Source organism: Paraburkholderia sp. J76 (genome assembly GCF_905220295.1).
GTDB lineage: Bacteria > Pseudomonadota > Gammaproteobacteria > Burkholderiales > Burkholderiaceae > Paraburkholderia.
Window position 1 is genome coordinate 78,115 of sequence record NZ_CAJMZJ010000015.1, and the last position, 25,177, is coordinate 103,291.

Here is a 25,177-nt window from a genome sequence, read left to right on the forward strand (position 1 = left end):
CACCCGTCCCCACAGAAGCTAGCCATGACCGTCATCAAACAGGAAGACCTCATCCAGAGCATTGCGGATTCGCTCCAGTACATCAGCTACTACCATCCGCAGGACTACATCGAGGCGCTTGGCCGCGCGTATGAACTCGAAGAAAGCCCGGCCGCGAAGGACGCCATCGCGCAGATCCTCACCAACAGCCGCATGTGCGCCGAAGGCCGCCGCCCGATCTGCCAGGACACCGGCATCGTCACGATCTTCGTGAAGGTCGGCATGGACGTGCGTTGGGACGGCGCCACGATGGGCGTGACCGACATGATCAACGAAGGCGTGCGCCGCGGTTACCTGAACCCGGACAACGTGCTGCGCGCCTCGATCGTTTCGCCGCCCGAAGGCGGCCGCAAGAACACGAAGGACAACACGCCGGCCGTGATCCACTACGAGATCGTGCCGGGCGACAAGGTGGACGTTCAGGTCGCGGCCAAGGGCGGCGGCTCGGAGAACAAGTCGAAGTTCGTGATGCTCAATCCGTCCGACTCGATCGTCGACTGGGTGCTCAAGACCGTGCCGACGATGGGCGCGGGCTGGTGCCCGCCGGGCATGCTCGGCATCGGTATCGGCGGCACCGCTGAAAAGGCGATGCTGATGGCGAAGGAATCGCTGATGGAGTCCATCGACATTCAGGACATCATCAAGCGCGGCCCGCAGGACTGGATCGAAGAACTGCGCGTGGAACTGCACGAGAAGGTCAACGCGCTCGGCATCGGCGCGCAGGGTCTTGGCGGTCTCGCCACCGTGCTCGACGTGAAGATTCACGCGGCGCCCACGCACGCGGCCTCGAAGCCCGTCGCGATGATCCCGAACTGCGCCGCCACGCGCCACGCGCACTTCGTGCTCGACGGCTCGGGCCCGGCAAAGCTCGAAGCGCCCTCGCTCGACGCATGGCCGAAGGTCAACTGGGAACCGAACACGGAAACCAGCAAGCGCGTCGATCTGAACACGCTCACGCCCGAAGAAGTCGCTTCGTGGAAGCCGGGCCAGACGCTCTTGCTCTCGGGCAAGATGCTCACGGGCCGCGACGCCGCGCACAAGCGCATTGCCGACATGCTCGCGAAGGGCGAGAAGCTGCCCGTGGACTTCAAGAACCGCGTGATCTACTACGTCGGCCCGGTCGATCCGGTGCGCGACGAAGTGGTCGGCCCGGCCGGCCCCACCACGGCCACGCGCATGGACAAGTTCACGGACCTCATGCTCTCGCAGACGGGCCTCATCTCGATGGTCGGCAAGGCCGAGCGCGGCCCGGTCGCCATCGACGCCATCAAGAAGCACAAGGCGGCTTACCTGATGGCAGTCGGCGGCGCGGCTTACCTCGTCTCGAAGGCGATCCGCGGCTCGAAGGTCGTCGCGTTCGAAGACCTCGGCATGGAAGCCATCTACGAGTTCGACGTGCAGGACATGCCGGTGACGGTCGCAGTCGATTCGTCGGGCACTTCGGTGCACAAGACGGGCCCCGCCGAATGGCAGGCGAAAATCGGCAAGATTCCGGTCGCCACAGTTTGATGCCGGGTTGACGCCGGGTCGATACCCGGCTTGAGCCTAAAAACCGGGGCCGCGCGCTCCGGTTTTTTTTGCACCACGCAAAGCGTACTGAGATTAATTCTCAGCACTGAATCAATCGCCGATAACTACCGCGCTTTAACGTGGATTCGGCCTTGGCTTTTGTGTAATGAGCGTTTATTGTTGGAAACCAGTCACCGCCCCACAAAGAAAGGAAAGACTATGCAAGGCGACAAGAAAGTCATCGAATATCTGAACGCGCAGCTCAAGAACGAGCTGACGGCAATCAACCAGTATTTCCTGCATGCGCGCATGTACCGCCATTGGGGCCTCGAGAAACTCGGCAAGCACGAATACGACGAATCGATCGGCGAAATGAAGCATGCCGACTGGCTCATCGAACGCATTTTCATGCTCGACGGTCTGCCGAACCTGCAAGACCTGCACAAGCTGCTGATCGGCGAGGAAACGAAGGAAATCATCGAGTGCGATTTGAAGCTCGAGCAGATTTCGCAGTCCACCTGCAAAGAAGCCATTGCGTATTGCGAATCGGTACGTGATTTCATTTCGCGCGAAATCTTCGTGAAGATTCTCGACGACACCGAAGAACACATCGACTGGCTCGAAACGCAGCTCGACCTGATCGACAAGATCGGCATCCAGAATTACCAGCAATCGGCCATGGGTTCGGTAGAATCCTGATCGCACTTTCGCTTTTGCGCCTACCGCTTTCGCGCCCCTCTCCGTGAACCTACCGGCCTCTTCCCGCGCTGCGCCCGTCGGCATTTTCGACTCCGGTCTCGGCGGCCTTTCGGTGCTGCGCGCCGTGCGCGCGCTGCTGCCCGCCGAGCGGATCATGTATGTCGCCGACTCGCGCTATGCGCCCTACGGCCAGCGCGACGACGACTTCATCGCCGACCGCACGCTCGCGATTTGCGAATGGCTCGTCGCGCAGGGCGCGAAGGCGCTGGTGGTGGCCTGCAACACGGCCACGGCGCAGTCCATCGCGCTTGTGCGCGAGCGGCTCTCCATTCCGCTCATTGGCGTGGAGCCGGGCATCAAGCCGGCGGCGCTGGTTTCGAAATCGCGTGTGGCGGGCGTGCTCGCCACTCAGGTCACGTTGCGCAGCGCGCGCTTTCAGGGGCTCGTGGAGCGCCACGCAACCGACCTGCGCGTGTTGTGCCAGCCGGGGCATGGCCTTGTGGAGGCCGTGGAGCGCTGCGACATCGGGTCGGCCGAGCTGCTCGCGCTGCTGCGCGCGTACGTCGAGCCCATGCTCGATGCGGGCGCCGACACGCTCGTGCTCGGCTGCACGCACTACCCGTTTCTCGACACCGCGATCCGCTCGATCGTCGGCGAGCGCATGACGCTCGTCGATACGAGCGTCGCCATCGCCCGGCAGCTCGAACGCGTGCTCGACCAGCACGGCCTGCGCGCGAGCGGCGAGCCCGCGGGCGCCGACGACGTTCGCTTCTGCTCGACGAGCGACGGCGCGCATTTGCGCGAACTGGCGGCCGCGCTGCTGGGTCTCGACGCCGATGTGGAGCGTGTGGTCATTCCATCGCGCCGCACGCGGGAACTGGAAACGAACGCGGCCTGACGCGAGGACGCCACGCGCCGCGCGATTCCGGCAGTGCGAATGGCGGTTCCCTGGCGTCTTAGTGTTTCAACCCCGTTTTTTCGCCCCTCGCTCCATCTTTTTCCGCCGCCTGGTCTTGCCTGAGAGGCCGCCCGCGAGCTTGCGCGAGTATGTGTAGCCCGAAGAACAGTACTGGTCCTGACAGCCCGGCCAAACCCCTTCCCGGGCATCCCACCGCTTTCGTCCTTTTCTGACGCAAAGCAAAAGCCCTGCTAACCATCCGGTTTTGTTACAAAAAAACCGTGTGCGCGCTTGCCAAACCCATCAAACATAATGATAATAATTCGCATTAACTCTCTCTATTGCGGTCCATCATGATTGTCTGCGTTTGCAAATCCGTCTCCGACCGGACGATCCGCGCCTCCATCGAGGATGGCATGGATTCTTTCGACGAGCTGCAGTTCGAGCTTGGCGTCGCGACCTGCTGCGGCAAGTGCGAAGAATCCGTTCGCGACGTGATGGCGCAAAGCGGTGCCTGCGCGAGCCGCTGCGGGGTCACGCATCCGGCGCACCCCGCCGTGGTCCCCCATGCGGTTCCGCTCACGTTTTACGAGCGCAAGGCTGCCTGACGCCATGACGCGCATCCGGTCACCGGTGCGCGCCCGTCCTGTCCGCCCGCCTGACCGAACGCGGACGTCAAACCGCTGCCGACAGCAAGCCCGTCTCCCGACCAGCCAGCTACCGCTCGTGATCCTCAAAGGAGGCCGTGATGGAATTGCTGATCGGATTCGTAACGACGTTGTGCATCTCGCTGTTGATCTTTCGCAAATAAAGCTGCCCGACCCGACGCGCCAGTTCACCTGCACGCCGCCGTCCGCATGGCAGCCACGTTAAACATGCAGGCTTTCCAAACCACCGCTGGCACGCTCCCGTCTTCCTCCGTTCGCGTCAATCGCCGCATTGTCACCGCGAGCGCGATCGTGGTCGCGCTGCATGCCGCGCTCATCGCCGTCGTGCTGATGAAGCGCGAACCGCGCACCGTGGCGATTCAATCGCCGACGATCACGGCCGAACTGCTCAAACCCGATCCCATTGCCGTGCCGGTCGCGATTCAGTCCACGCCCACGCCACCTCTGCCTAAGCCCGTTCCGCACGTGACGCGCGAAAAGCCGAAGGTACAGCCTAGGCCAAAGCCCACGCCGACCCCGCTACCCGTGGCAGACGCGCCCTCGCAGCACGTGGTCGACACGCCAGCGCCCGCCGCCCCCACGCCGCCGGCTCCGACGCCGCCCGCGCCCGCACCGGCTGCCGCACCCGCGCAAGGCAAGCCGACGATGGCGATTTCGGCGCCGAAGAACGTTTCGCATATCGACTGCCACATTGATACACCCGCTTACCCCGCGCTGTCACGGCGCCGCGGCGAAACTGGCAGCGCACTCGTGCATATCGTCGTCGGAATCTCCGGCAAGATCGAGAGCGCGACGCTGACGAAGAGCACCGGCTACAGCCGCCTCGACGACGCCGCGCTCGCCGCCGCCCGCGAAGGCAACTGCACGCCCTATCGGGAAGATGGCCAGCCAGTTCGCGCTGCCGCCAACGCACCATTCGATTTCAGCCTGGACAATTGACCGGCTGAACTCACGCGCTTTCATGAATTGAATATAGAGGACCAGGAATGCAGAACTACGGTATCGCCCACGTCTGGGCACAAGGGGATTTCGTGACGCGCGGCATCGCGCTCGCGCTATTGATCATGTCGGTGCTGTCGTGGTGCGTGATCGTCGTGAAGGGCTGGAACGTCGCGCGCCTGAAGCGTCTCACGAAGAACGCCGAGCAGCAGTTCTGGCACTCGGACGATCTCGCCGACGGCGTGAAGAAGCTCGGCAGCGGCTCGCGCGAAGACAACCCGTTCCTCGCCCTCGCGCTCTCGGGCCAGGAAGCCGCCGATCATCATCACCAGACGCAGCCGCATCTGCACGACCGCATGGACGTGTCGGACTGGGTCACGCGCTGCCTGAAGGACACGATGGACGAATCCGTCGCGAAGATGCAAAGCGGCCTCGCCATCCTCGCTTCGATCGGCAGCACGGCGCCGTTCGTCGGCCTGTTCGGCACGGTGTGGGGCATCTATCACGCACTGCTTACGATTGGCGCGACGGGTCAAACCTCGATCGACGCCGTGGCCGGCCCCGTTGGCGAAGCGCTCATCATGACCGCGTTCGGCCTGTTCGTCGCGATTCCCGCCGTGCTCGGCTACAACGCCCTCACGCGCGCCAACAAGGCGATCGTCACGAAGCTCAACCGCTTCGCGCACGGCCTGCACGCGTTCTTCGTGACGGGCGCGCGCCTTTCCTCGACGGGCCGCGGCCACGCGAAGGAAGGCAACGCGAGCAACCTGCGTGTCGCTGCGCGCAGCCATTAACGAGCGGAGGCAAGCATCATGGCGATGAGCCCCTTTGCCAGCGACGACGACGATGGCCTGATGAACGAAATCAACATGACGCCGCTCGTCGACGTCATGTTGGTTCTCCTGATCGTTTTCATGGTGACGATTCCCGTGATCCGTCACGCCGTGAAGATCGACCTGCCGCACGCGAGCAGCCAGAAGGAAGACACGAAACCCGCGCAGATCAACATTTCGATCGAAGCGGACGGCACGGTGCTGTGGGACGGCACGAAGGTAGACGACGCGGCGTTGAACCAGAAGATCGCAGCCGCGGCGCAAACCACGCCGCAGCCGGAACTGCATCTGAACGCGGACCGCACGGTGCAATACGAACGCGTTGCACAGGTGATGTCCGCCGCGCAAAGCGGCGGTCTCACGAAGCTCGGCTTCGTGACCGATCCGGCACATCACTGAGCGGGGCGTTGCGTGCATGGGTCGTTGCGTGCATCACTGCGCGCAACACGCTTAATTCAGTCGTACAAAGTAAAAGGCCTTCATCGTCGGATGAAGGCCTTTTTTTGTGCGCACGCGGCGCATTCGGGCGGTGGCGGCGACTCCCCGACTATCGATCGGTTCACACCGGCACATGCGACTGCCGTGGGCAACACGGACTGCGCTTTCGGCCCTGAAGGCCCACTATGATAGCGGCCATCAATTCCCGCTCAAGACCGGTGCTTGGCGAGAAGGATTTCAATATATTCCTCTCGCTGCGCGCGTTCAAGAGTCAGGCCATTGAAAGTAGCGATGGGTGGGCTTGCTTGAATGCCTAAAAACAAACGGCGTCGTTCACGTTCGCAAAGCTTCATGCCGTTTCGATCCTGCTCGCGCGGTTCGTGCGTGACGGCCCAACCTGCGCGCGCGGCGCGCCCTGCCCGTCCCCATGCATCGCGAGCGCGGCGATGTCGCTTCTTAGCGGGCACTCCTGCTGCAAGCCCTTATCGGCATCGAGCACTTCCACGAGGTAATCGACGAAGGCGCGTACAGCCGGAACCATGCCCTGGCGCGAGAGAAAAACCGCGTAGAGCTGCGGCACCGGCAACGTCCAGCCCGGCATCACCGGCGAAAGTTTGCCCGTGCGCAGCGCGGCGCCGTACATCATCTCCGGCATTGCGGCGATGCCGAGACCTTGCAGCGCGGCTTCGCGGATCGTGGTGAGGTCCGCCGTGATGAGGCGCGGCTCGTGCTCGTGCGAATGACGCGTGCCATCGGGCGCGATGAGCTGGAACACGTGGCGTCCATCCCCCGTAGGCGTGTCGAGCGTTTCGAAACGCGCGAGATCGTCGGGCGTGAGCGGCGGCGCGTTTTGCGAGAGCAGGCTCGGCGCGCCCACCAGCATCTGCTCGGTGCGCCACAACGGACGCACCACGATATTGGCGTTCTGCGGCGGCTCCGAGCGCACGCGCAGCGCGATATCCACGGAATCTTCGAATAGATCGATCACGCGGTTCGTCACGCGCATCACCACCCGCACTTCGGGATAGCGATGCATGAATTCAGGAATGATCTGCGAAAAGATGGTCTGCGAAAGCGTGACGGGCACGCTCACGCGCACGGTGCCGCGCGGCGACGAGCGCAGCGACTGAACGACGTTCACCGCCGCCTGCGCTTCGGCGAGCATCGCGCGGCAGTGCTCGTAGAACAGTTCGCCCGCTTCGGTGAGCGCGAGCTTGCGCGTGGAACGCTGCAACAGACGCACGCCCAGCGACGCCTCGAGTTCGCTCACCCGCCGCGACAGACGCGACTTCGAGATGCCGAGCACACGTTCCGCAGCGGAAAAGCCGCCATGCTCGATCACCTGCGAAAAGTACATCAGGTCGTTGAGGTTGTGCGAATCGATCTTCATGTCGTCGTTCCAGCGATGGGACAATCCATTGCGATGAGGCCGTAAAACAGGCCAAATTGGCTACCTATAATAGCGGTTTGTTTCGCAAATAACGCAATTCCCATAATTGGAGGTGATATCCCTGACCACGACCCGTAAGATCGAGCGCGTGTATCCCGCGGTTCGCACCACCGAGGGTGGCGGATTCATCGTCCATCGGCCGTTCCCGACCCGCCAGTTGATGGACTTCGATCCGTTCCTGCTGCTCGACGAAATGGGCCCGACCGACTACGCGCCCGGCGAGGCCAAAGGCGCGCCCGACCACCCGCATCGCGGCTTCGAAACCGTCACCTATATGGTCGAAGGCCGCTTCGGCCACAAGGACTCGGCGGGCCACTCGGGGCTGCTTCGCCCCGGCGACGTGCAATGGATGACAGCCGGCGCGGGCGTGATTCATAGCGAAATGCCCGACCCCGAATTCACGCGCACGGGCGGCCGCATGCATGGCCTGCAGTTGTGGGTGAACCTGCCCGCGCGCGACAAGATGATGGCGCCGCGTTATCAGGAACTGCCCACGGAGCAGATTCCGGTGGGGCGCTCGAAGGACGGCAAGGTTTCGGTGAAGGTGATCGCCGGCGAGGCGCTGGGCGCGAAGGCCGCGATCGAAACGCGCACGCCCATCCTCTATCAGCACTTCACGCTCGCGCCTGGCGCGCGCGTGGACCAGCCGGTGCCGAGCGAATATCGCGTGTTTGCGTATGGGCTTTCGGGCACGGGCCTTTACGGCCCCGAAGCGCAGGCCATCGAAGCGCAGCAGATGGTGACGTTCGCGAACGACGGCGACACCGTCACGCTTGCGGCCCCGGCCGACGCGAGCGCGCCGCTCGACGTGCTGCTGATCGGCGGCGTGCCGCTGAACGAGCCGGTCGTGCGCTACGGCCCCTTCGTGATGAACACGGAGCAGGAGATCCGCCAGGCCGTGCTCGACTATCAGGCCGGACGGATGGGACGCATCGCACACTGACGCCGAGGCGGGCCGTGACGCGGGTTCCGATGCAACGCCACAGGGCCGCCCGCTTTCCGTCACAATAAGGTTTCCGGGGCGCGCACCGCAGGGTGGGCGCCCGTCCCTCTTTAACCGTCCCGCCCGCGAGGAGCGCATGGCCGAACCCGCAGTCACCGCACACATTGGCTCGACGAACTATCAGGTCCAGTTCGACGACGGCACCCACACCTGGATCGCGGACGAACCCGCCTCGCTCGGCGGCGGCGACCGCGGACCGTCGCCCTTCTCGCTTTTGCTCTCGAGCCTTGGCGCCTGCACCTCCATCACGCTGAAGATGTACGCGCAGCGCAAGGAGTGGCCGCTCGAAGGCGTACGCGTGAAGCTCACGATGGAAACCGGCAGCGAAGGCACGAAGATCGACCGCCAGATCGTGCTCGAAGGCCCGCTCACCGAAGAGCAGCGCGAGCGCCTGCTGCAGATCGCCAACGCGTGCCCGGTCCACAAGGTCCTCACGAACACGATCACGATCCGCTCGGGTCTCGCCGTCGCGTAAGCGGCGGCGCACGGACACAGACACAGGAAGGCGCCGCCTTGAATTTCGAACACCTCATCCAGATCAACGATCCGCTGAACCCGCTCGTGGAAGCCATGACGCGCGAGCAGCTCTGGGAAGGGCTGGTGCTGCGCGCCGAGCAGCCGCAGCTTTTCGTGATCGGGCTCGATAGCTGCACGATCCTCTCGCGCACCGAAAGCACGATGGAGCGCGAACTGCATTATGGCCACGCCACGGTGCGAGACAGCGTCACGCTCACGACCAACGAGAGCGTGCGCTACGACATCATGGCCACCGCAGAATACGTGGGCGGCTCGCTCACGATGACGATCGAGCAGCCCGATCCGCTGCAGCTTTTCCTGCGCTTCGAGTACCGTACGACGCTGCCGACCGCCGATACCGAGGACGATCGCCAGACTTCGGAGATCGTGAAGTCGGCGTATCGCGAATCGGATATCGACACCGTGCGTCTCATCCGCCAGTTCGTGCAGGGCGACGGCCGCGCGCCGAACGCGCTGCACTGAAGTCCGCCGACGTTTGCCAGCCGCCTGGCGCGGCACGGCAAACTCCGGTCGTACCGCGGCGCGCCGCCCGGCCGAGACTATCGGCGCTCGATTTCGATGAATAGTTCGTAGTTGAAAATAGAAACGATTATCATTTAGAATTCTTCCATCGAATCGAGACCAAGACGTCACGTTCATGACCGAACTGAACCGCACCTCCACGCTAAGCTTGCGCCGAACCGGCGGCTCGGCATTGACCGGCGCGCGGCCGAACCCTGCCGCCGTCATTGCGCAGCCCAAGCCGCGCAAGAGCGCCGAACCGGCTGGCGCCGCGGCAAGCGACGAGCGGAAACTCGATAGCGCGGCGCTGCTGCAAGGCCGCAGTCATGTGAGCATCATGCACAACGGCGAGACGTATCAGTTGCGGGCCACCCGGCTCGGCAAGCTGATCCTGACGAAGTAGGAACTGAGAGATTTCAACCGGGTATTGTGGGGACCGCCTCCACCGAGAGGCGTTGGGGCATTAGCCAGCAACGACGGCTTGCACGCGAGATCTAGACCCCTTCGTGCAGACATCCTTCAAGCTTCAAGCCAGCCGTCGAAGCAAGCCACGCCATTTTTTTGGTTCTCACCACTGTATGTGTGTCGATCCGGAGTTAGCGCTTCAGCGCTTACTCCGGTCCCATGCAAAGCACGGGGCGGCGCGCGAAGCGTGCGCCGCCCGATACAAAAGCCGCGGCCTGCGTCCGCGGCTTTTGTTTTTCCAATGCCGCCAAGCGCGCCTATGCCACCCCAAGCGCCGCAATGCCAGCACGGCCAATAGCGGCATCCTGATCGGACTTCACGCCCGACACCCCTACCGCGCCAATTACGTCGCCCTTCACGATCACGGGTACGCCGCCTTCCAGCATGCCGGTGAGCGGCGCGCTCAGGAACGCCGTGCGGCCCTGCTTGATGACGTCCTCGTAGACCTTGCTTTCGCGCCGTCCCAACGACGCGGTGCGGGCCTTGGCCACGGCGATTTCGGCGCTGATGGGCGCAGCGCCATCGAGCCGGCGCAGGTGCAGCAGATGGCCCCCATCGTCGACGATCGCGATCGTCACGTTCCATTCATTGGCGCGGGCGTGCGCAACGGCGGCTTCGGCCACCCGGATCACGTCTTCATCGGTCAGTACTGCTCGCGTTCGCATGCGTCTCTCCGAAAAGTCAAAAACCGGGCTTGGCCAGATAGCCAATCCGGTTTTTTAGAGTAACCCAGACTCGCGCCACAGCATTCCGATGCCGCGTATGCCGCCTATATCAGCGGCAGATGAAAAACCGTCTCAGCGCACCCAGCCCCAGAACATGAGCCACCACGCGCTGTCCACCACGGCGAGTGCAAGCCCGAAGCCCGCGAGCGCGAGCGCGCGCTGCCAGAAGCGCGCGCTGTAGCGGCCCGTCACGCGCCACGCGAGCCACGCGCTCCACAGGTTCGTGACGACGAGAATCGCAATGCGCACCGCCGCGGCCCAGTCGAGCGGCACGTGCTCGGCGCGCAGCAGCGAAAGCGTCGTGGCCGAGAGGCCGAGGAACACGCCCGCGCCCGCGAGCGGAATCAGCGACTGCGCGAAATGATGCAGACGCCGCATCTCGAAGCGCCCGAGCACTGCAGTCGAGCCCGCGAGAATCGCAAGCAGCGCGGTGCCGTAGACGAGCGCCGTCGCGACGATGTAGCCGACGATCATCGCGCCGTCGAGCCACGAAAACACGTCGTTCTGCGCCGGATAATGCGTGAGCAGGAACCACGGCGCGTTGGTGTCGAGCGGCCAGGTGATGTCGTGGTCGATGAGCCAGCCCGCGAGCCACTGTTTGATGCCGATGAACCACGGCGAGCCCGTCCAGTGGAACGCGCCGATCGCGACGCCCAGCAGCCCGTAGAGAATCAGCGCGGTGTCCCACGCGCTTGCCTGGCTGTCGCCGAGTTCGACCACTTCTTCCGCGGGCGAGCGCCACGAGAGCGCAATGGCGTCGCGATGGCCGCTGCAGCGTCCGCACATATGGCACTGCGCGGCGCCCTTCATGTTGCGCAGCGGCACGAGCGGCGCGCAGTTCACGGGAATCACGCGATGGCCGCCATGCTCGCCGTGCGTATACGAGTTGCGCCACGCGTCTTCGTCGACCTTGTAGCGGAACGGCGCGAGACGCGCCAGAAGCGCAAAAACCCCGTTCACGGGGCAGAGATACTTGCACCAGACGCGCTTCTCGCGCCCGTACAGAAAGCCGATCACCATCGCGCCGAGCGTCGATCCGCCCAGCACCAGCAGCACCGCCTTGGGGTACTGGTAGACGCTCACCATCTGTCCGTAGATCGTGGTGAGGCCGAATGCCACGAAAGGCCAGCCGCCCCATCGCATCCAGCGCGGAATCGCGCGGCCGCGGCCGAACTTGCTGGCGAACTCCGTGAGCGCGCCTTCGGGGCACAGCACCCCGCACCACACGCGGCCGAGCATCACCATCGATAGCAGTACGAACGGCCACCAGATGCCCCAGAACACGAACTGCGCCGCGAGCGTGAGATTGTTCCAGAGGTGCGCCGTGTCGCCGGGCAGCGGCATTGCCGCCGGCACGAGAATCAGGAATGCGTAGACGGCGACCACGACCCACTGCACGGCGCGGATCGCCGCGCCGTGACGTTGCATCCACTGGCCCGCCTGGGCGAGCTTGCCAGGGCGCCCGGTTGCCTGCGTCGGGCGGGCGGATGCACAACTCATGCTGCCTTCCTCTTCGCCATCGCGCCCGCGCCGCCGGTGGCGCGCTTCACGAGGAACCACACCACGAGCCAGTACGCGGCATAGGCGACCAGGTTCATGAGCGCCGGATGCGCGCGGTAGCCCGTGAGCGTCGCGACGAGCGCGCCGAAGGTGCTCGAATCGTCGAGGATCGCCGAGGAGTTCCATACCTGGTCGATCATCGTCGGCAGGATTTCCTTGTCGATCAGCTTGTCCACGCCGGTCTGGAACAGGCCCGCGCCGAGGAACAGCAGCATGATCTCGGTGATGCGGAAGAAGTGCCGCCACGAGAAGATCTTGCCGCCCAGTTGCAGCAGGTAGAACGTGAGGAATGCGAGCGCGAGGCCGATCAGCACGGCGAGGTACTGGCTCGCATCCACGTGGCCCGACTGGCCGAAGCCGAGACCGTAGAGAAAGATCACGGTCTCGCTGCCCTCACGCGCGATGGCGAGCGCGACGAGGATCGTCACGCCCCACCAGTTCGCGTCGCGCGTGCTCTTTTCCAGCGACTCTTCCATCTCGCGCTTGAGCGTGCGGCCGTGTTTCTTCATCCATAGCACCATCTGCACGATCAGCACGCACGCCACCAGCACCATGCCGGTCTGGAAATAATCCTGCGCGTCGCCCGACAGCACTTCGGTAAAGCCGACCAGCGCCGCGCCGAGCGCGATCGCGGCAAGAATGCCGAGCGCCACGCCGCCCCACAGGTACGGCACGCCGCGCCGCGCGTCCGCGTCGCCGTTTTTCAGCCACGCATAAAGAATCCCGACGACGAGCAGCGCCTCGACGCTCTCCCGCCATACGATGAACATCACCTGACCCATTCAACACCTCCTGCTACCGGCGACACGCGCCAGCGGCCTTACTTCGCGACAATCACGCCCTGCGCCTGCTGATGGAAATCGTCGAAAAACTTGTACTCGCCCGGATCGAGCGGCGCGATCACAACGAACGAATCCGCGCCCGGCGCCAGCACCTTCTCCTTGCGCAACTGAACGCTTTCGAACTCGGCCGCGCCCTTGCCCGCATTACGCACCTCGATCTTGATGCGCTTGCCCGCCGGCACCTCGATACGCGCGGGGTTGAGCTTGCCGTCGTTCATTTCGAGCTTGAACGTCGGCAGGTCTTCGGCGTGCGCCACCGTTGCCCCGCCCGCCAGCGACACTGCAAAAGACGCGCTGAGCGCGAGCGCCGCAAACTTCCGCAATCCAGTCATGGGTTTTACCTGCTCCTTGCTGCCATTCATGCGGCGGCGCTGCACGAGATGGGCGCCGCCGCTTTGCGCTTCCGGGGAACGACTTAGTGGCGACTTAGTAACCGCCCTTCTTGCCGATGCCCGCAAACGGGAAATCGTATTCCAGCGTGATCGGCTTGAACCACGGACCCACGCCCGTTTCCTTGTCGACGTGACGGCCGAACGCCATGTGGCCCGTCTGCATCGGCGCTTCGACGATCAGCTTGAGGTGGTACTTGCCGGGACCGGCGAGCTTCACGTTGTCGCCGTAGTGCGGGCCGTCGTTCGCAACCATCGGCATCAGGTCGCCCTTTTGCACGTAGCTCGAACCCGGCTTGGTGAGTTCGTAGCGAACCTGCAGATACGGCATCCAGTCGCCTTCGGCGAAGCCGGTCGGGTTGTTCTTGACCGCGTGGATGTCCGATTCCAGGTGAATGTCGGAGTCCGATGCCTTGCGCATCATGCCTTCCGGCTCCATCGTGATCGGCTGCAGATAGACCGCGCCGATTTCCATGCCGCCCTGGATTGCCTGCTTGCCGATCGGGTATTCAGCGGCCTGGGCCGCAAATGCCGCCGTGGCGGCCGCGATGACGGCAGTGCCGCGCAAGAGAGAGTGAATCCGCATCGAAACTCCTGGTTTTTATATGAGGGTTACATCCGACCTACGTTCGCCGCGCACGTGTAATAACGCTAATGCGAACAATTCTCAATAATGGCGAAGTTTAACACCGATGCAGATGAGGGACAAATTCGGCGCCGCGGAAATCCTAACCGCGACAGGGTTTTAGCGATGTTTTGTTAACGTCCGCTTACGGCTGCTGGCAAACCGCCTTCAGGGCCGCAAGCAGGCGAAAGACATTCGAATGGTCTTGACAAGGCATGGACATGACGGGTGCCGCGCAACGGCGCCCGGCCCGCCAGGAACGGGCGCCCAGACCCGCTCGGGCCCGCTCAGATCGGATGATCGCCCACGTTCGCCCCGAACACGCGCCGGCGCAGCACGGCAAGCTGGTCGCGCGTCTGCGCGGCCTTCTCGAATTCGAGGTTCTTCGCGTAGTCCATCATCTGCTTTTCGAGCTTCTTGATTTCCTTGGCGATCTGTTTTTCGCTCATGTCCTCGAACTTCGCGCGCTCCTGCTCCTCGCGCAACTCGGCGCGCGCTTCGTCGACGTTGTAGACGCCATCGATGATGTCCTTGATGCGTTTCACGACACCGCGCGGCACGATGCCGCGCTCCTCGTTAAAGGCCATCTGCCTGGCGCGACGGCGCTCGGTTTCGTCGATGGCCCGGCGCATCGAGTCGGTGACGCGGTCGCCGTAGAGGATTGCCTTGCCGTTCACGTTACGCGCGGCGCGGCCGATCGTCTGGATGAGCGAGCGTTCGGCGCGCAGGAAGCCTTCCTTGTCGGCGTCGAGAATCGCCACGAGCGAGACTTCGGGAATGTCGAGACCCTCGCGCAGTAGATTGATGCCCACCAGCACGTCGAAGGTGCCCAGACGCAGGTCGCGGATGATCTCCACGCGCTCGACCGTGTCGATGTCGCTATGCAGATAGCGCACCTTCACGCCGTGGTCGGCGAGGAACTCGGTGAGCTGCTCGGCCATGCGCTTGGTGAGCGTCGTGACGAGCACGCGCTCGCCCACGGCCACGCGCTCGTTGATCTCGCCGAGCACGTCGTCCACCTGCGTCGATGCGGGGCGCACCTCGATCACCGGATCGACGAGTCCCGTGGGCCGCACGACCTGCTCCGCGATCTGGCCCGTCACCTTCTTTTCGTAGTCGGCGGGCGTGGCCGAGACGAACACCACCTGGCGCATCTTGCGCTCGAACTCGTTGAACTTGAGCGGCCGGTTGTCCAGCGCCGAGGGCAGCCGGAAGCCGTAATCGACGAGATTTTCCTTGCGCGCGCGGTCGCCGTTGTACATGCCGTTGAACTGGCCGATCAGCACGTGCGATTCGTCGAGGAACATCATGGCGTCGGTCGGCAGGTAATCGACGAGCGTGGGCGGCGGCTCGCCGGGCAGCGCGCCCGAAAAGTGCCGCGAGTAGTTCTCGATGCCCTTGCAGAAGCCCAGTTCCTGAAGCATTTCCAGGTCGAAACGCGTGCGCTGTTCGAGGCGCTGCGCCTCCACGAGCTTGCCTTCCGTATGGAAGAACTCCAGACGCTCGCGCAGTTCGGACTTGATGGTTTCGACGGCGCGCAGCACGGTCTCGCGCGGCGTGACGTAGTGCGACGACGGATAGACCGTGAAGCGCGGAATCTTCTGGCGCACGCGGCCCGTGAGCGGATCGAAAAGCTGCAGCGTTTCCACTTCGTCGTCGAAGAGTTCCACGCGCACGGCCATTTCGGCGTGCTCGGCCGGAAAGATGTCGATGGTGTCGCCGCGCACGCGGAACGTGCCGCGCTGGAAATCCTGCTCGTTACGCGTGTATTGCATGGCGATCAGCCGGGCGATGACGTCGCGCTGGCCGATACGGTCGCCGTGGCGCAGCGTGAGGATCATCTGGTGGTACTCGGACGGATTGCCGATACCGTAGATCGCCGAAACCGTCGCGACGATCACCACGTCGCGCCGCTCCATCAGGCTCTTGGTGGCCGAAAGCCGCATTTGCTCGATGTGCTCGTTGATCGACGAATCCTTCTCGATAAAGAGATCGCGCTGCGGCACATAGGCTTCCGGCTGGTAGTAGTCGTAGTACGAGACAAAGTACTCGACGGCGTTGCGCGGAAAAAACTCGCGGAATTCGGCGTAAAGCTGCGCGGCGAGCGTCTTGTTCGGCGCGAACACGATAGTCGGGCGGCCCAGGCGCGCGATGGTGTTCGCCATCGTGTAGGTCTTGCCCGAGCCCGTCACGCCGAGCAGCGTCTGGAACGAGAGGCCGTCTTCCACGCCTTCCACGAGCGTTTCGATGGCCGTAGGCTGGTCGCCGGCCGGCGGATACGGCTGGTAGAGCTGGAACGGCGAGCCTTCGTACTGGACGAATTTCGACTCGTCGAGCGCGCTCGCGTCGGCGACGGTGTGGTCGGACATGGGAGATCCTGTGCGCGGAGCAAACAACTATTCTAGCGTCTCGCCGGAACCGGCCCATGGGCGAGCCTGGGGCGAGACGAGGTGGGATGAATCCTACATGGGGCGTAACGGCGCGCCTGCAAGGGCCGCACGGCGCGGCCGCGGCGAACGCCAGGGTCGCGCGTGCCAAAAATCGCCCAATCGAGCCGGAAATAGCCCTGAAAGCGGCGCGGAGAATGGCAAATCCGCGAAAACCCGGCTGGAGGATTCGTTACAATAGCGAGTTCCGTGGCCGGCGCAACTTGTGGCCCAACCGATCTTCCCTCACTTTTGCCGAACGATCATGTCCCTCTTTTCCGCAGTCGAACTCGCCCCCCGCGACCCGATCCTGGGTCTGAACGAAGCCTATAACGCCGACGCGCGCGCGACCAAGGTGAACCTCGGCGTGGGCGTGTACACCAACGAAGAAGGCAAGATTCCGCTGCTGCGCGCGGTGCGGGAAGCCGAAAAGGCACGCGTGGAAGCCGGTCTGCCGCGCGGCTATCTGCCGATCGAAGGTCTCGGCGCGTACGACGCCGCCGTGCAAAAACTGCTGCTCGGCGACGACTCGCCGCTGATCGCCGCGGGCCGCGTCGTCACGGCGCAGGCGCTGGGCGGCACGGGCGCGCTCAAGATCGGCGCGGACTTCCTCAAGCGCGTGAATCCGGACGCCAAGGTCGCGATCAGCGACCCGAGCTGGGAAAACCACCGCGCCCTCTTCGAAAGCGCGGGTTTTGAAGTCGTCGCGTATCCATACTACGACGCGCAAACCAACGGCGTGAACTTCGAAGGCATGCTCACCGCGCTGAACGGCTACGCCGCAGGCACCGTCATCGTGCTGCACGCGTGCTGCCACAACCCGACCGGCGTGGACCTCACGGTCGACCAGTGGAAGCAGATCATCGAAGTCGTGAAGGCGCGCAACCTCGTGCCGTTCCTCGACATCGCGTATCAGGGCTTCGGCGACGGCATCGCGGAAGACGGCGAAGTCGTGCGTCTGTTCGCCGCTTCGGAACTCAACGTGTTCGTGTCGTCGTCGTTCTCGAAGTCGTTCTCGCTGTACGGCGAGCGCGTGGGCGCGCTGTCGATCCTCACGTCCAGTAAGGAAGAATCGTCGCGCGTGCTCTCGCAGCTCAAGCGCGTGATCCGCACGAACTACTCCAACCCGCCGACGCACGGCGGCTCGGTGGTCGCAGCCGTGCTCGGCTCGGCCGACCTGCGCGCCATGTGGGAAGCGGAACTCGGCGAAATGCGCAACCGCATCCGCGCCATGCGCACGGGCCTCGTCGAGCGCCTCACGGCTGCCGGCGTGGACCGCGACTTCAACTTCATCAACGTGCAGCGCGGCATGTTCTCGTACTCGGGCCTGACGGCTGCGCAGGTCGACCGCCTGCGCGAAGAGTTCGGCATCTATGCCGTCAGCACGGGCCGCATCTGTGTGGCCGCGCTGAATACGCGCAACCTCGACGTCGTCGCGGGCGCGGTCGCGCGAGTGCTGAAGTAAGGCCGTCCATTAGCGCCGCTCGCAAAGCGGTGTGCTGATGCGATAAAAAAGGCGTCCGTTCTAAAGAACGGACGCCTTTTTCTTTGGCGAACGAACCCGGAAAACTCAGACGCCGTGACCGCGCCTGTCGCGGTGAATATCGTGCGTGACGAAGCCCGACTCGTTATCGGGCTTCTCAAGCCAGCCCGGCTGCGCGAGCGACGCGCGGATGTCCTGCAAGCCGCTTGCCCAATGCTCCTGCATGGTCGAGAGGCCGAACTGGTAGTCCTTGAAGTGCCCCTCGTATTCCTTTTGCCGGTAGATGAGGTGGATCACGTTGTACTTCTTCGAGCACGAGAGTTCGTCGGCGAGCGCGATCCACGGATCGTTGCGATGCTCGGGCGCGACGCGCTCCAGCACCTCGCGCAGCACGTGCCGGTAACGCTGCGAGCGCTGCAGGATGTCGGTCACGAGACGCGTGCGGCTCGAATACTGAATGTCCTTCATGCGGCCCTGCACGTCGATGAGGTTGTCGGGCACCGGCCCGCGCGCGCTCCAGAGATCGACCTGGAACGCGAGCGTGTCGCGCCGCGGCGTGGTCTGGATCACTTCGTAGAGCGGCGTGTTCGACATCAGGCCGCCGTCCCAGTAATACTCGCCGTCGATCTCCACTGCCGCGAAGCCCGGCGGCAACGCGCCCGAGGCGATGAAATGCTCGGGGCGCAACGTCGTGATCGTGTTGTCGAAGTAGACGAAGTTGCCGCTGCCCACGTTGACCGCGCCGATGGACACGCGCGTTTCGCCGGAATTGATGCGCTCGAAGTCGCACAGACGCTCCAGCGTGGCTTTGAGCGGCTTCGTGTCGTAATAGCTGGCCGTTTCGGGCGAACCCGATCCATTGGGCAGCGGCGGCGGAAAGCGCGGCACGAAAAAGCCCTTCTGCCCTTCCACGAGCGCGCCCGCCGCCTGCATGGCCGTGAAGGTCTTGCGCACGGCGGCAGTCGAATTGAATAGCGCATGCTCGACGAAGGGCGGCAGGGGGAGGCTATAGGCCGGCTGGCAGATCGTCTCCCAGAACTCGCGCAGGCGCGCCACGCGATGCTCCGGCGCATTGCCCGCGATGATGGCGGTATTGAGCGCGCCGATCGAAATGCCCGCGATCCAGTTGGGCGCCACGCCCGCCTCGAAAAGCCCTTCGTACACGCCCGCCTGATACGCGCCGAGCGCACCGCCCCCTTGCAGCGTGAGCGCGATGGTTTCCCACTCGCGGGCCTGCGCGCCGCACTGCGAATCACGCGGCTGCGGCGCGCGAGCGATGTGCGCGCCGGTGTATGCACCGGTGTGCGCGCCGACCTCGTCGTCGACCGCGCTCGACTGAACCTGCTCCTTCCTGCGTTGCGCCATTGCTGCGCCTCCTGCGCCCGATGTTTGCGTTATTGCATGAACCAGCCGTGGCTCACCACGAAGGACTGGCCCGTGAACGCGGCGCTCGGGAACGCCGAGAGGAACAGCACGGTTTGCGCGACGTCTTCGACGGTCGTGAAAATGCCGTCCACCGTGCCGCCGAGCATCACGCGCTTGATCACTTCTTCCTCGGAGATGCCCAGCTCCTTCGCCTGCTCGGGAATCTGCTTTTCCACGAGCGGCGTGCGCACAAAGCCCGGACACACCACGTGCGAGCGCACATTGTGCTTGCCGCCTTCCTTCGCAAGCACGCGCGCGAGGCCGAGCAGCGCGTGCTTGGCCGCGACATACGCGGACTTGAGCGGCGACGCTTCGTGCGAATGCACCGAACCCATGTAGATCACCACGCCGCCGCGGTCGTCCTTGTACATGTGCTTGAGCACCGCCTTCGTGGTGAGGAACGCGCCGTCCACATGAATGGCCTGCATCTTCTTCCAGTCGGAAAACGCGTAGTTTTCAATGGGGTTCACGATCTGGATGCCGGCGTTCGAAACGAGGATGTCGACCGGGCCGAATTCGGCCGCGACGCGGTCGATGCCCTGGTTCACGGCGTCCTCATTGGTGACGTCCATGGCGACGCCCATGGCCTTGCCGCCCGCGCCCTTGATCTCTTCGGCCACGGCGTCCGCACCGCTCTGGTTCAGGTCGGCGATGGCGACCGCGGCGCCCGCCTGCGCGAGCGTGAGAGCGATTTGCTTGCCGATGCCGCTGGCCGCGCCGGTAACGACCGCGACCTTGCCATCGAGTTTCGTGTTCAGAGAGAGAGACGACATCGGGCACCTCCATGTGAGTGAACGCAACAGAATGAAACCTGGGAGCGCGCGCCGTCAAACCTGACGAATGGCTTATGCCATCCGGCCGGATGTTGCGTCGCGGCCAACCGGGCTATTGTGCATGAACACGTCATGTCGAAGCAGCGAGCAAGACAGGCAAAGGCCATTTTCGCCGCACTGCAAGGCGCGGCGCGGAAAGCCAGCGCTCGCGAGCCCGCTCGGCAGCAAAGGCCAAGTCGTGCTAGCGTTGTCGGCTCACAAGGAGGCGTTAATGAACTATCGGCGACTGGGCCGCTCAGGCCTGCAGGTAAGCGAACTGTCCATCGGCTCGTGGGTCACCTACGGCAACCAGGTCGACGCAAGGCTCGCGCGCGAATCGCTCGCGGCGGCGCGCGACGCGGGCATCAACTTCTTCGACAACGCCGAGGCCTACGCCGGCGGCAAGTCAGAAGAACTCATGGGCGAGGCGCTCAAGGAACTCGCATGGCCGCGCGTGAGCTATGTGGTCTCCACGAAGTTCTTCTGGGGCTTGAACGAAGCGCCCAACCAGTACCACACGCTCAACCGCAAGTACCTGATGAACGCCATCGACGGCTCGCTCAAACGGCTGCAGCTCGATTACGTCGATCTCGTGTTCTGCCACCGCCCCGACCCGAACACGCCGGTCGAGAAACCGTTTGGGCGATGAGCGACATGATCACGCGCGGCAAGGCGCTCTACTGGGGCACGTCCGAATGGAGCGCCGACGAAATCCGCGCCGCGTGGGAAATCGCGGAGCGCCATCACCTGCACAAGCCAGTCATGGAACAGCCGCAATACAACCTGTTCCATCGCAAGCGCGTGGAAGACGAATACCGTCGGCTTTATGAGGACATCGGCCTCGGCCTCACCACCTGGAGCCCGCTTGCCTCGGGCCTGCTCACCGGCAAGTACCGCGGCGGCGTGCCGTCGGGCAGCCGCGCGGAACTGCAGGGCTACGACTGGCTGCGCAAGAATGTCACCGATCCTCAAAAGAACGAGATCGTCGGAAAGCTTGCCGACTTCGCTAAACAACTCGACTGCTCGGTGGGACAACTGGCGCTCGCGTGGATCCTGAAGAACCCTCGCGTGAGCACGGTCATCACTGGCGCGTCGCGCATCGAGCAGATCGGCGAAAACATGAAGGCGCGCGACGTGGCGGAAAAGATCACGCCGGACATCAAGGCGCAGATCGAGGCGATCGTCGGCGACGCTTACGACTGACGCGCGGCCGCCGTACCGCGTGCGACGCATGGCGGCGGCGTACATGGCTTACGTGCGTGGCGTACAATACGCGGCCTCGCCGGCCGTACAGCAATCGCGCCGCCGCTGCCGTCTTCCCCGTTCTCACCGTCCATCATGCTGAGCTACCGTCACGCCTTCCACGCCGGCAATCATGCCGATGTCCTGAAACACGCCGTCGTCGTGCAACTGCTGCGTTACCTCGGCAAGAAGGACAAGGCGTACTGGTACATCGACACCCACGCGGGCGCCGGCGCCTACGCATTGCGCGAAGGCTACGCCACGAAGAACGCCGAATTCGACACGGGCATCGGCAAGCTGTGGGGCTGCGACGACCTGCCTGCGGCGCTCGCGGATTACGTCGACGAAGTGGCGGCGCTGAACCCCGATGGCGACTTGCGCTTCTACCCGGGGTCTCCGTATCTCGCATGGCGTCTCATGCGCGAGCAGGACCGCATGCGGCTCTTCGAGTTGCACAGCACGGAAATCGACGTGCTGCGCCACCGCTTCCACGACGCGGGGCGCCGCGTGATGATCTACGAGGGCGACGGCTTCGACGGCATCAAGGCGCTTCTGCCCCCGCCGCCGCGCCGGGCGCTCGTGCTGATCGATCCGTCTTTCGAGGACAAGCGCGACTACGCGCGCACGCTCGCGTGCGTCGAGGAGAGCCTCAAGCGCTTCGCGAGCGGCACGTATGCGGTCTGGTATCCGCAGGTCACGCGCTCCGAGTCGCAGCGCTTCCCGGAGCAACTCAAGCGTCTGCAGGACAAGAACTGGCTGCACCTCACGCTTTCGGTGAGCCATCCACCCGAAGACGGCTTCGGTCTTTACGGCAGCGGCATGTTCATCCTGAACCCGCCCTACACGCTCGAAGCGGCGATGAAAGAAGCGCTGCCGTGGCTCGTGAAAACGCTCGGCCAGGACGCCGGCGCACAATTCAGGATCGAGTCGCGCGGCGACTGAGCGGCGAACTCACCTCGCGCAAGCCGCGTCACTGCCCGGAGGGCACCGGTTGCGGAAGCGGCGTGGGGCGATGAGGAGGCCGCGGCGGACGCGGCGGCGGATTCGGACGGCCGCCGCCCTGCTGCACTTCCACATACGGCGCGACGATGAAGGGTTGAGACGAATCCGGCGCAAGACCGGCCGGCTGCGTCGCCTGAACCATCGGCTCGTGCGAGAGCGGCGCATTTTGCAGAACCACGCCCGGCTGGCCGTCGCTGATCCCTCGTTGCGTATCCAGAATCAGCGGCTGCCCCGCTTGCGCGCCGGCGCTGGCGCACGCCACGACGACAGCCACGAGACACGCTCGCGCAGCAGAAAAACGACGCAGCAAGCGTTGGGAAATGCGGTTTTGCACCATAACGGCCCCCGGAGAGAAAGCGACACCATTGCTATGACGGCTTGTCGCAAAAAGACTTTACCTTACCCCGGTGGGAAGGCTCAGACTCGCTTCAATCGGCGGTGCAGGAATGAGAAAGCCCCGCCAAATGCGGGGCTTGAAGCGGTACGGCTTGAAACCGGCTTACAGCGAGTAGCCGCTCGACTCGATCGAACGAATGCGCTGTTCGAGTTGCACGATATCGGCCGACGATGCCAGATACGCTTCGCGGCGGCGACGTTCCGCAGTTTCAAACCAGTTGCTCAGCTTTTCGAGAAGGAATGCAAACATGATGGTGTGCTCCAAGGATTCGGTTCGGCGATCCCCGGTGAAATCGCATCAGGGATAACCCTCATCAGGGATAACCCGTATTGTAGCGGTTGCACCCAAATTTGCTAGTGAATTGCCCGAATGCCGGGCATTCCATTTTGGAATGACTGGCGGCCACGGATCGGCAACTTCATGTTTTATCGACACATTTCCGAGCGATTTCGCGAATGCCTGGCGTGAAGAAGGAACAACAGCACCAATATGGTGCAATCACCTTTTAACGCTGCTTCAATTTGCCCGCTGCGGTTGCACCTTCGTTCACGGCGAGTGACCGGATTCGTGACAATCTGTCGCGGTAGCTTCGGCGAGCCGTTCGATGATCGGGCAGTCGGGCCGGTCGTTGCCCTGGCAATGCGAGGCCAGGTGAGCGAGCGTATCGCGCATCTGGGACAGTTCCGCGATGCGCTGATCGAGTTCGGCGACATGTTCGAGCGCAATCGACTTGACCTCGGCGCTCGCGCGCGAGCGGTCGTGCCAAAGCGCCAGCAGGCGCCGGATGTCGTCCACGAGAAAGCCAAGCCGGCGCGCCTGGCGAATGAAGCGCAGCGAATGCACCTCTTGCGCGCCATAAACGCGGTAGCCGGACTCCGTGCGCCCTTTGGGCGCCAGCAGCCCGACACTTTCGTAGTAGCGAATCATTTTTGCCGTGACGCCCGATTCGCGCGCCGCTTCGCCGATGTTCACGCCGTTCTCCCGCTTTTTGATGAATGGTCTGATCGTACACCTTCCCATGATGGGAAGCTCCAGTACGGCGATCGCCCTCGGCTGGCATAATCCGCCCGCGGCCTCATATCGCTCGTATGGCGTAGTCACCAGCCGCAATCTCTGAAAAAGGAACACACGATGATCCAGTTCAACGTCGAAGGCATGAGCTGCCAGCACTGTGTAGGCGCCGTCACCCGCGCCATTCACGAGCAGGACGCGCAGGCAAAAGTCGAGATCGATCTGGCCGCGGGCCGCGTCAAGGTCGAATCGAGCCAGAGCGCCGAAGTCCTGAAGTCGGCGATCGACGAAGCCGGCTACACCGTGGTCGGCACGGTCAACGTCTGACAGGCCGCGCCATGTTCAAGGTTGCCGTGATCGGCGCGTCCGGCTTGCTCGGGCGCGCCGTGGTGCGCGAACTCGCCGCCGATACCCCCTGGCAAGTCGTCCCGACCGCGTTCCGCAACGGCGGCCCGCAGCAGACCGTGCTCGACGTGCGCGACGCGCAGGCCGTAAATGCATTCGTCGAGCGCGAGGCGCCCGACGCGATCGTGCTGGCCGCCGCCGAGCGCCGCCCCGACGTGTGCGAGCACGATCCGGCGGCAGCGCGCGCGCTCAATGTCGATGCGGTGCGCAGCATCGCCGCGGCGGCGCGGCAGCGCGGCGCGTGGGTGCTCTCGATCTCCACCGATTACGTGTTCGACGGCACGCAGCCGCCCTATCGCGCGGACGACACCCCGAATCCGCTCAACGCCTACGGTCACAGCAAGCTCGAAGGCGAGCGCGCCCTGCTCGAAGCGAGCGACAACGCCCTCGTACTACGCCTGCCGCTGCTGTACGGGCCGATCGTCGGCTGGCACGAGTCCGCGGTCACGAGCCTCGTGCCGGCCATCCTCGCTTCGGCGCGGCCCGGCGCTCAGGCGGCGCCGATGGACGCATGGGCCACGCGCTTTCCCACCTTCACGCCCGACGTGGCGTTCGTGATCCGCGAACTACTGCTGCGTTGCGCGGACGGCGAGCCCGTACGCGGCGTCGCGCAATGGTCCGGCGACGAGCCGATGACGAAGTACGACATCGCCCAGCGGATCGCGCAGACGCTTGGCGTTCAGGCGCGTCTGCTCGCGCAACCGACGCCCGCCGACGCGACGCCGCGCCCGCGCGACTGTCATCTCGATTCGAGCCGCCTCGAAACACTGGGCATGGGCCGCCGCACGCCGTTCGACGCGGCGATTCGCGCCGTGCTCGACGCTTTCATGAAAAACGGCTAGCGCCCTGCCGCC

The 25,177-nt window shown here is 64.1% G+C and carries 27 protein-coding genes and 1 pseudogene; 16 read left to right on the forward strand and 12 right to left on the reverse strand.

What is annotated here, in order from left to right; all coding sequences use genetic code 11:
* Window positions 1-24: 24 nt before the first annotated feature.
* The 7 genes from U5768_RS25520 (at window position 25) to U5768_RS25550 (ending at window position 5,984) form a co-directional block, all read left to right on the forward strand.
* Window positions 25-1,548 (forward strand): fumarate hydratase, encoded by a 1,524-nt coding sequence (locus U5768_RS25520; protein ID WP_322033157.1) that lies wholly within the window; start codon window positions 25-27, stop codon window positions 1,546-1,548.
* 219 nt (window positions 1,549-1,767) lie between these two features.
* The gene (gene bfr, locus U5768_RS25525) at window positions 1,768-2,247 is read left to right on the forward strand and encodes a bacterioferritin (protein WP_322033158.1); all 480 of its coding nucleotides are present in this window, start codon (window positions 1,768-1,770) and stop codon (window positions 2,245-2,247) included.
* Window positions 2,248-2,290: 43 nt separating this feature from the next.
* Complete coding sequence (gene murI, locus U5768_RS25530; protein WP_322033159.1) at window positions 2,291-3,145, forward strand: glutamate racemase; 855 nt, start codon at window positions 2,291-2,293, stop codon at window positions 3,143-3,145.
* 353 nt (window positions 3,146-3,498) lie between these two features.
* Entirely contained in the window at window positions 3,499-3,753 is a 255-nt protein-coding gene (locus U5768_RS25535) for a bacterioferritin-associated ferredoxin (RefSeq protein ID WP_322033160.1), read from the forward strand.
* Between the two features lie 267 nt (window positions 3,754-4,020).
* Entirely contained in the window at window positions 4,021-4,752 is a 732-nt protein-coding gene (locus U5768_RS25540; protein ID WP_322033161.1) for a TonB family protein, read from the forward strand.
* Window positions 4,753-4,799: 47 nt separating this feature from the next.
* Window positions 4,800-5,546, forward strand: a complete 747-nt coding sequence (locus U5768_RS25545; RefSeq protein ID WP_322033162.1) for a MotA/TolQ/ExbB proton channel family protein — start codon at window positions 4,800-4,802, stop codon at window positions 5,544-5,546.
* A gap of 18 nt (window positions 5,547-5,564) precedes the next feature.
* Window positions 5,565-5,984: a biopolymer transporter ExbD gene (locus tag U5768_RS25550; RefSeq protein WP_322033163.1), complete on the forward strand. Its 420-nt coding sequence runs from the start codon at window positions 5,565-5,567 to the stop codon at window positions 5,982-5,984.
* A 388-nt stretch (window positions 5,985-6,372) separates the two neighbouring features.
* Here U5768_RS25550 and U5768_RS25555 read toward each other — a convergent pair whose 3' ends face one another.
* A complete protein-coding gene (locus U5768_RS25555; RefSeq protein ID WP_322033164.1) occupies window positions 6,373-7,413 on the reverse strand; it encodes a LysR family transcriptional regulator in 1,041 nt (346 codons plus the stop codon).
* A 121-nt stretch (window positions 7,414-7,534) separates the two neighbouring features.
* Here U5768_RS25555 and U5768_RS25560 point away from each other — a divergent pair, with 121 nt between their 5' ends.
* The 4 genes from U5768_RS25560 (at window position 7,535) to hemP (ending at window position 9,917) form a co-directional block, all read left to right on the forward strand.
* Window positions 7,535-8,416, forward strand: a complete 882-nt coding sequence (locus U5768_RS25560; RefSeq protein ID WP_322033243.1) for a pirin family protein — start codon at window positions 7,535-7,537, stop codon at window positions 8,414-8,416.
* Window positions 8,417-8,552: 136 nt separating this feature from the next.
* The gene (locus U5768_RS25565; RefSeq protein ID WP_322033165.1) at window positions 8,553-8,951 is read left to right on the forward strand and encodes an OsmC family protein; all 399 of its coding nucleotides are present in this window, start codon (window positions 8,553-8,555) and stop codon (window positions 8,949-8,951) included.
* Window positions 8,952-8,989: 38 nt separating this feature from the next.
* Complete coding sequence (locus U5768_RS25570) at window positions 8,990-9,475, forward strand: SRPBCC family protein (protein WP_322033166.1); 486 nt, start codon at window positions 8,990-8,992, stop codon at window positions 9,473-9,475.
* 175 nt (window positions 9,476-9,650) lie between these two features.
* Window positions 9,651-9,917 (forward strand): hemin uptake protein HemP, encoded by a 267-nt coding sequence (gene hemP / locus U5768_RS25575; RefSeq protein WP_322033167.1) that lies wholly within the window; start codon window positions 9,651-9,653, stop codon window positions 9,915-9,917.
* Between the two features lie 319 nt (window positions 9,918-10,236).
* On the opposite strand, the gene U5768_RS25580 is transcribed toward hemP, so the two are convergent.
* From U5768_RS25580 to uvrB, 6 genes are all read right to left on the reverse strand, one after another.
* The gene (locus U5768_RS25580) at window positions 10,237-10,644 is read right to left on the reverse strand and encodes a heme-binding protein (RefSeq protein WP_322033168.1); all 408 of its coding nucleotides are present in this window, start codon (window positions 10,642-10,644) and stop codon (window positions 10,237-10,239) included.
* Window positions 10,645-10,776: 132 nt separating this feature from the next.
* Complete coding sequence (locus U5768_RS25585; protein ID WP_322033169.1) at window positions 10,777-12,204, reverse strand: 4Fe-4S binding protein; 1,428 nt, start codon at window positions 12,202-12,204, stop codon at window positions 10,777-10,779.
* The gene (locus U5768_RS25590; protein ID WP_322033170.1) at window positions 12,201-13,046 is read right to left on the reverse strand and encodes an FTR1 family iron permease; all 846 of its coding nucleotides are present in this window, start codon (window positions 13,044-13,046) and stop codon (window positions 12,201-12,203) included. Before U5768_RS25590 ends, U5768_RS25585 begins: the two co-directional genes overlap by 4 nt.
* A gap of 38 nt (window positions 13,047-13,084) precedes the next feature.
* A complete protein-coding gene (locus U5768_RS25595; RefSeq protein WP_322033171.1) occupies window positions 13,085-13,438 on the reverse strand; it encodes a cupredoxin domain-containing protein in 354 nt (117 codons plus the stop codon).
* A 94-nt stretch (window positions 13,439-13,532) separates the two neighbouring features.
* Window positions 13,533-14,081, reverse strand: coding sequence for an iron transporter (locus tag U5768_RS25600; protein WP_322033172.1), 549 nt, complete (start codon window positions 14,079-14,081; stop codon window positions 13,533-13,535).
* Between the two features lie 326 nt (window positions 14,082-14,407).
* The gene (gene uvrB / locus U5768_RS25605; RefSeq protein WP_322033173.1) at window positions 14,408-16,489 is read right to left on the reverse strand and encodes an excinuclease ABC subunit UvrB; all 2,082 of its coding nucleotides are present in this window, start codon (window positions 16,487-16,489) and stop codon (window positions 14,408-14,410) included.
* Window positions 16,490-16,811: 322 nt separating this feature from the next.
* Here uvrB and U5768_RS25610 point away from each other — a divergent pair, with 322 nt between their 5' ends.
* Window positions 16,812-18,011: an amino acid aminotransferase gene (locus U5768_RS25610; RefSeq protein WP_322033174.1), complete on the forward strand. Its 1,200-nt coding sequence runs from the start codon at window positions 16,812-16,814 to the stop codon at window positions 18,009-18,011.
* A 105-nt stretch (window positions 18,012-18,116) separates the two neighbouring features.
* Here U5768_RS25610 and U5768_RS25615 read toward each other — a convergent pair whose 3' ends face one another.
* Window positions 18,117-19,394 (reverse strand): patatin-like phospholipase family protein, encoded by a 1,278-nt coding sequence (locus U5768_RS25615; protein WP_322033175.1) that lies wholly within the window; start codon window positions 19,392-19,394, stop codon window positions 18,117-18,119.
* A gap of 29 nt (window positions 19,395-19,423) precedes the next feature.
* Entirely contained in the window at window positions 19,424-20,227 is an 804-nt protein-coding gene (locus tag U5768_RS25620; RefSeq protein WP_322033176.1) for a 3-hydroxybutyrate dehydrogenase, read from the reverse strand.
* Window positions 20,228-20,498: 271 nt separating this feature from the next.
* Here U5768_RS25620 and U5768_RS25625 point away from each other — a divergent pair.
* Together U5768_RS25625 and U5768_RS25630 are read left to right on the forward strand one after the other, a co-directional pair.
* Window positions 20,499-21,469, forward strand: a pseudogene (locus tag U5768_RS25625) (potassium channel beta subunit family protein).
* Between the two features lie 135 nt (window positions 21,470-21,604).
* On the forward strand, window positions 21,605-22,450 hold the full coding sequence (locus U5768_RS25630; RefSeq protein ID WP_322033177.1) for a 23S rRNA (adenine(2030)-N(6))-methyltransferase RlmJ: 846 nt from the start codon (window positions 21,605-21,607) through the stop codon (window positions 22,448-22,450).
* 28 nt (window positions 22,451-22,478) lie between these two features.
* Here the strand turns inward: U5768_RS25630 and U5768_RS25635 are convergent, their stop codons facing one another.
* The 3 genes from U5768_RS25635 to cueR all read right to left on the reverse strand — a co-directional run bounded on the left by U5768_RS25635 (window position 22,479) and on the right by cueR (window position 23,879).
* A complete protein-coding gene (locus U5768_RS25635; RefSeq protein ID WP_322033178.1) occupies window positions 22,479-22,784 on the reverse strand; it encodes a hypothetical protein in 306 nt (101 codons plus the stop codon).
* A gap of 225 nt (window positions 22,785-23,009) precedes the next feature.
* Window positions 23,010-23,156, reverse strand: coding sequence for a DUF3563 family protein (locus U5768_RS25640; RefSeq protein ID WP_322033179.1), 147 nt, complete (start codon window positions 23,154-23,156; stop codon window positions 23,010-23,012).
* A gap of 297 nt (window positions 23,157-23,453) precedes the next feature.
* Window positions 23,454-23,879: a Cu(I)-responsive transcriptional regulator gene (cueR, locus tag U5768_RS25645; protein WP_322033180.1), complete on the reverse strand. Its 426-nt coding sequence runs from the start codon at window positions 23,877-23,879 to the stop codon at window positions 23,454-23,456.
* A 159-nt stretch (window positions 23,880-24,038) separates the two neighbouring features.
* Between cueR and U5768_RS25650 the strand changes: the two genes are divergently transcribed.
* Window positions 24,039-24,245: a heavy-metal-associated domain-containing protein gene (locus tag U5768_RS25650; RefSeq protein ID WP_322033181.1), complete on the forward strand. Its 207-nt coding sequence runs from the start codon at window positions 24,039-24,041 to the stop codon at window positions 24,243-24,245.
* Window positions 24,246-24,256: 11 nt separating this feature from the next.
* Entirely contained in the window at window positions 24,257-25,165 is a 909-nt protein-coding gene (locus tag U5768_RS25655; protein ID WP_322033182.1) for an SDR family oxidoreductase, read from the forward strand.
* Window positions 25,166-25,177 lie beyond the last annotated feature (12 nt).

Bases quoted from the DNA above. Each gene is read 5' to 3' on its own strand.
- U5768_RS25520 (WP_322033157.1), top strand. From the start codon at position 25: ATGACCGTCATCAAACAGGAAGACCTCATCCAGAGCATTGCGGATTCG.
- bfr (WP_322033158.1), top strand. From the start codon at position 1,768: ATGCAAGGCGACAAGAAAGTCATCGAATATCTGAACGCGCAGCTCAAG.
- U5768_RS25535 (WP_322033160.1), top strand. From the start codon at position 3,499: ATGATTGTCTGCGTTTGCAAATCCGTCTCCGACCGGACGATCCGCGCC.
- U5768_RS25540 (WP_322033161.1), top strand. From the start codon at position 4,021: ATGCAGGCTTTCCAAACCACCGCTGGCACGCTCCCGTCTTCCTCCGTT.
- U5768_RS25545 (WP_322033162.1), top strand. From the start codon at position 4,800: ATGCAGAACTACGGTATCGCCCACGTCTGGGCACAAGGGGATTTCGTG.
- U5768_RS25550 (WP_322033163.1), top strand. From the start codon at position 5,565: ATGGCGATGAGCCCCTTTGCCAGCGACGACGACGATGGCCTGATGAAC.
- U5768_RS25555 (WP_322033164.1), bottom strand. From the start codon at position 7,413: ATGAAGATCGATTCGCACAACCTCAACGACCTGATGTACTTTTCGCAG.
- U5768_RS25565 (WP_322033165.1), top strand. From the start codon at position 8,553: ATGGCCGAACCCGCAGTCACCGCACACATTGGCTCGACGAACTATCAG.
- hemP (WP_322033167.1), top strand. From the start codon at position 9,651: ATGACCGAACTGAACCGCACCTCCACGCTAAGCTTGCGCCGAACCGGC.
- U5768_RS25580 (WP_322033168.1), bottom strand. From the start codon at position 10,644: ATGCGAACGCGAGCAGTACTGACCGATGAAGACGTGATCCGGGTGGCC.
- U5768_RS25585 (WP_322033169.1), bottom strand. From the start codon at position 12,204: ATGAGTTGTGCATCCGCCCGCCCGACGCAGGCAACCGGGCGCCCTGGC.
- U5768_RS25590 (WP_322033170.1), bottom strand. From the start codon at position 13,046: ATGGGTCAGGTGATGTTCATCGTATGGCGGGAGAGCGTCGAGGCGCTG.
- U5768_RS25595 (WP_322033171.1), bottom strand. From the start codon at position 13,438: ATGACTGGATTGCGGAAGTTTGCGGCGCTCGCGCTCAGCGCGTCTTTT.
- U5768_RS25600 (WP_322033172.1), bottom strand. From the start codon at position 14,081: ATGCGGATTCACTCTCTCTTGCGCGGCACTGCCGTCATCGCGGCCGCC.
- uvrB (WP_322033173.1), bottom strand. From the start codon at position 16,489: ATGTCCGACCACACCGTCGCCGACGCGAGCGCGCTCGACGAGTCGAAA.
- U5768_RS25610 (WP_322033174.1), top strand. From the start codon at position 16,812: ATGTCCCTCTTTTCCGCAGTCGAACTCGCCCCCCGCGACCCGATCCTG.
- U5768_RS25615 (WP_322033175.1), bottom strand. From the start codon at position 19,394: ATGGCGCAACGCAGGAAGGAGCAGGTTCAGTCGAGCGCGGTCGACGAC.
- U5768_RS25620 (WP_322033176.1), bottom strand. From the start codon at position 20,227: ATGTCGTCTCTCTCTCTGAACACGAAACTCGATGGCAAGGTCGCGGTC.
- U5768_RS25630 (WP_322033177.1), top strand. From the start codon at position 21,605: ATGCTGAGCTACCGTCACGCCTTCCACGCCGGCAATCATGCCGATGTC.
- U5768_RS25640 (WP_322033179.1), bottom strand. From the start codon at position 23,156: ATGTTTGCATTCCTTCTCGAAAAGCTGAGCAACTGGTTTGAAACTGCG.
- U5768_RS25650 (WP_322033181.1), top strand. From the start codon at position 24,039: ATGATCCAGTTCAACGTCGAAGGCATGAGCTGCCAGCACTGTGTAGGC.
- U5768_RS25655 (WP_322033182.1), top strand. From the start codon at position 24,257: ATGTTCAAGGTTGCCGTGATCGGCGCGTCCGGCTTGCTCGGGCGCGCC.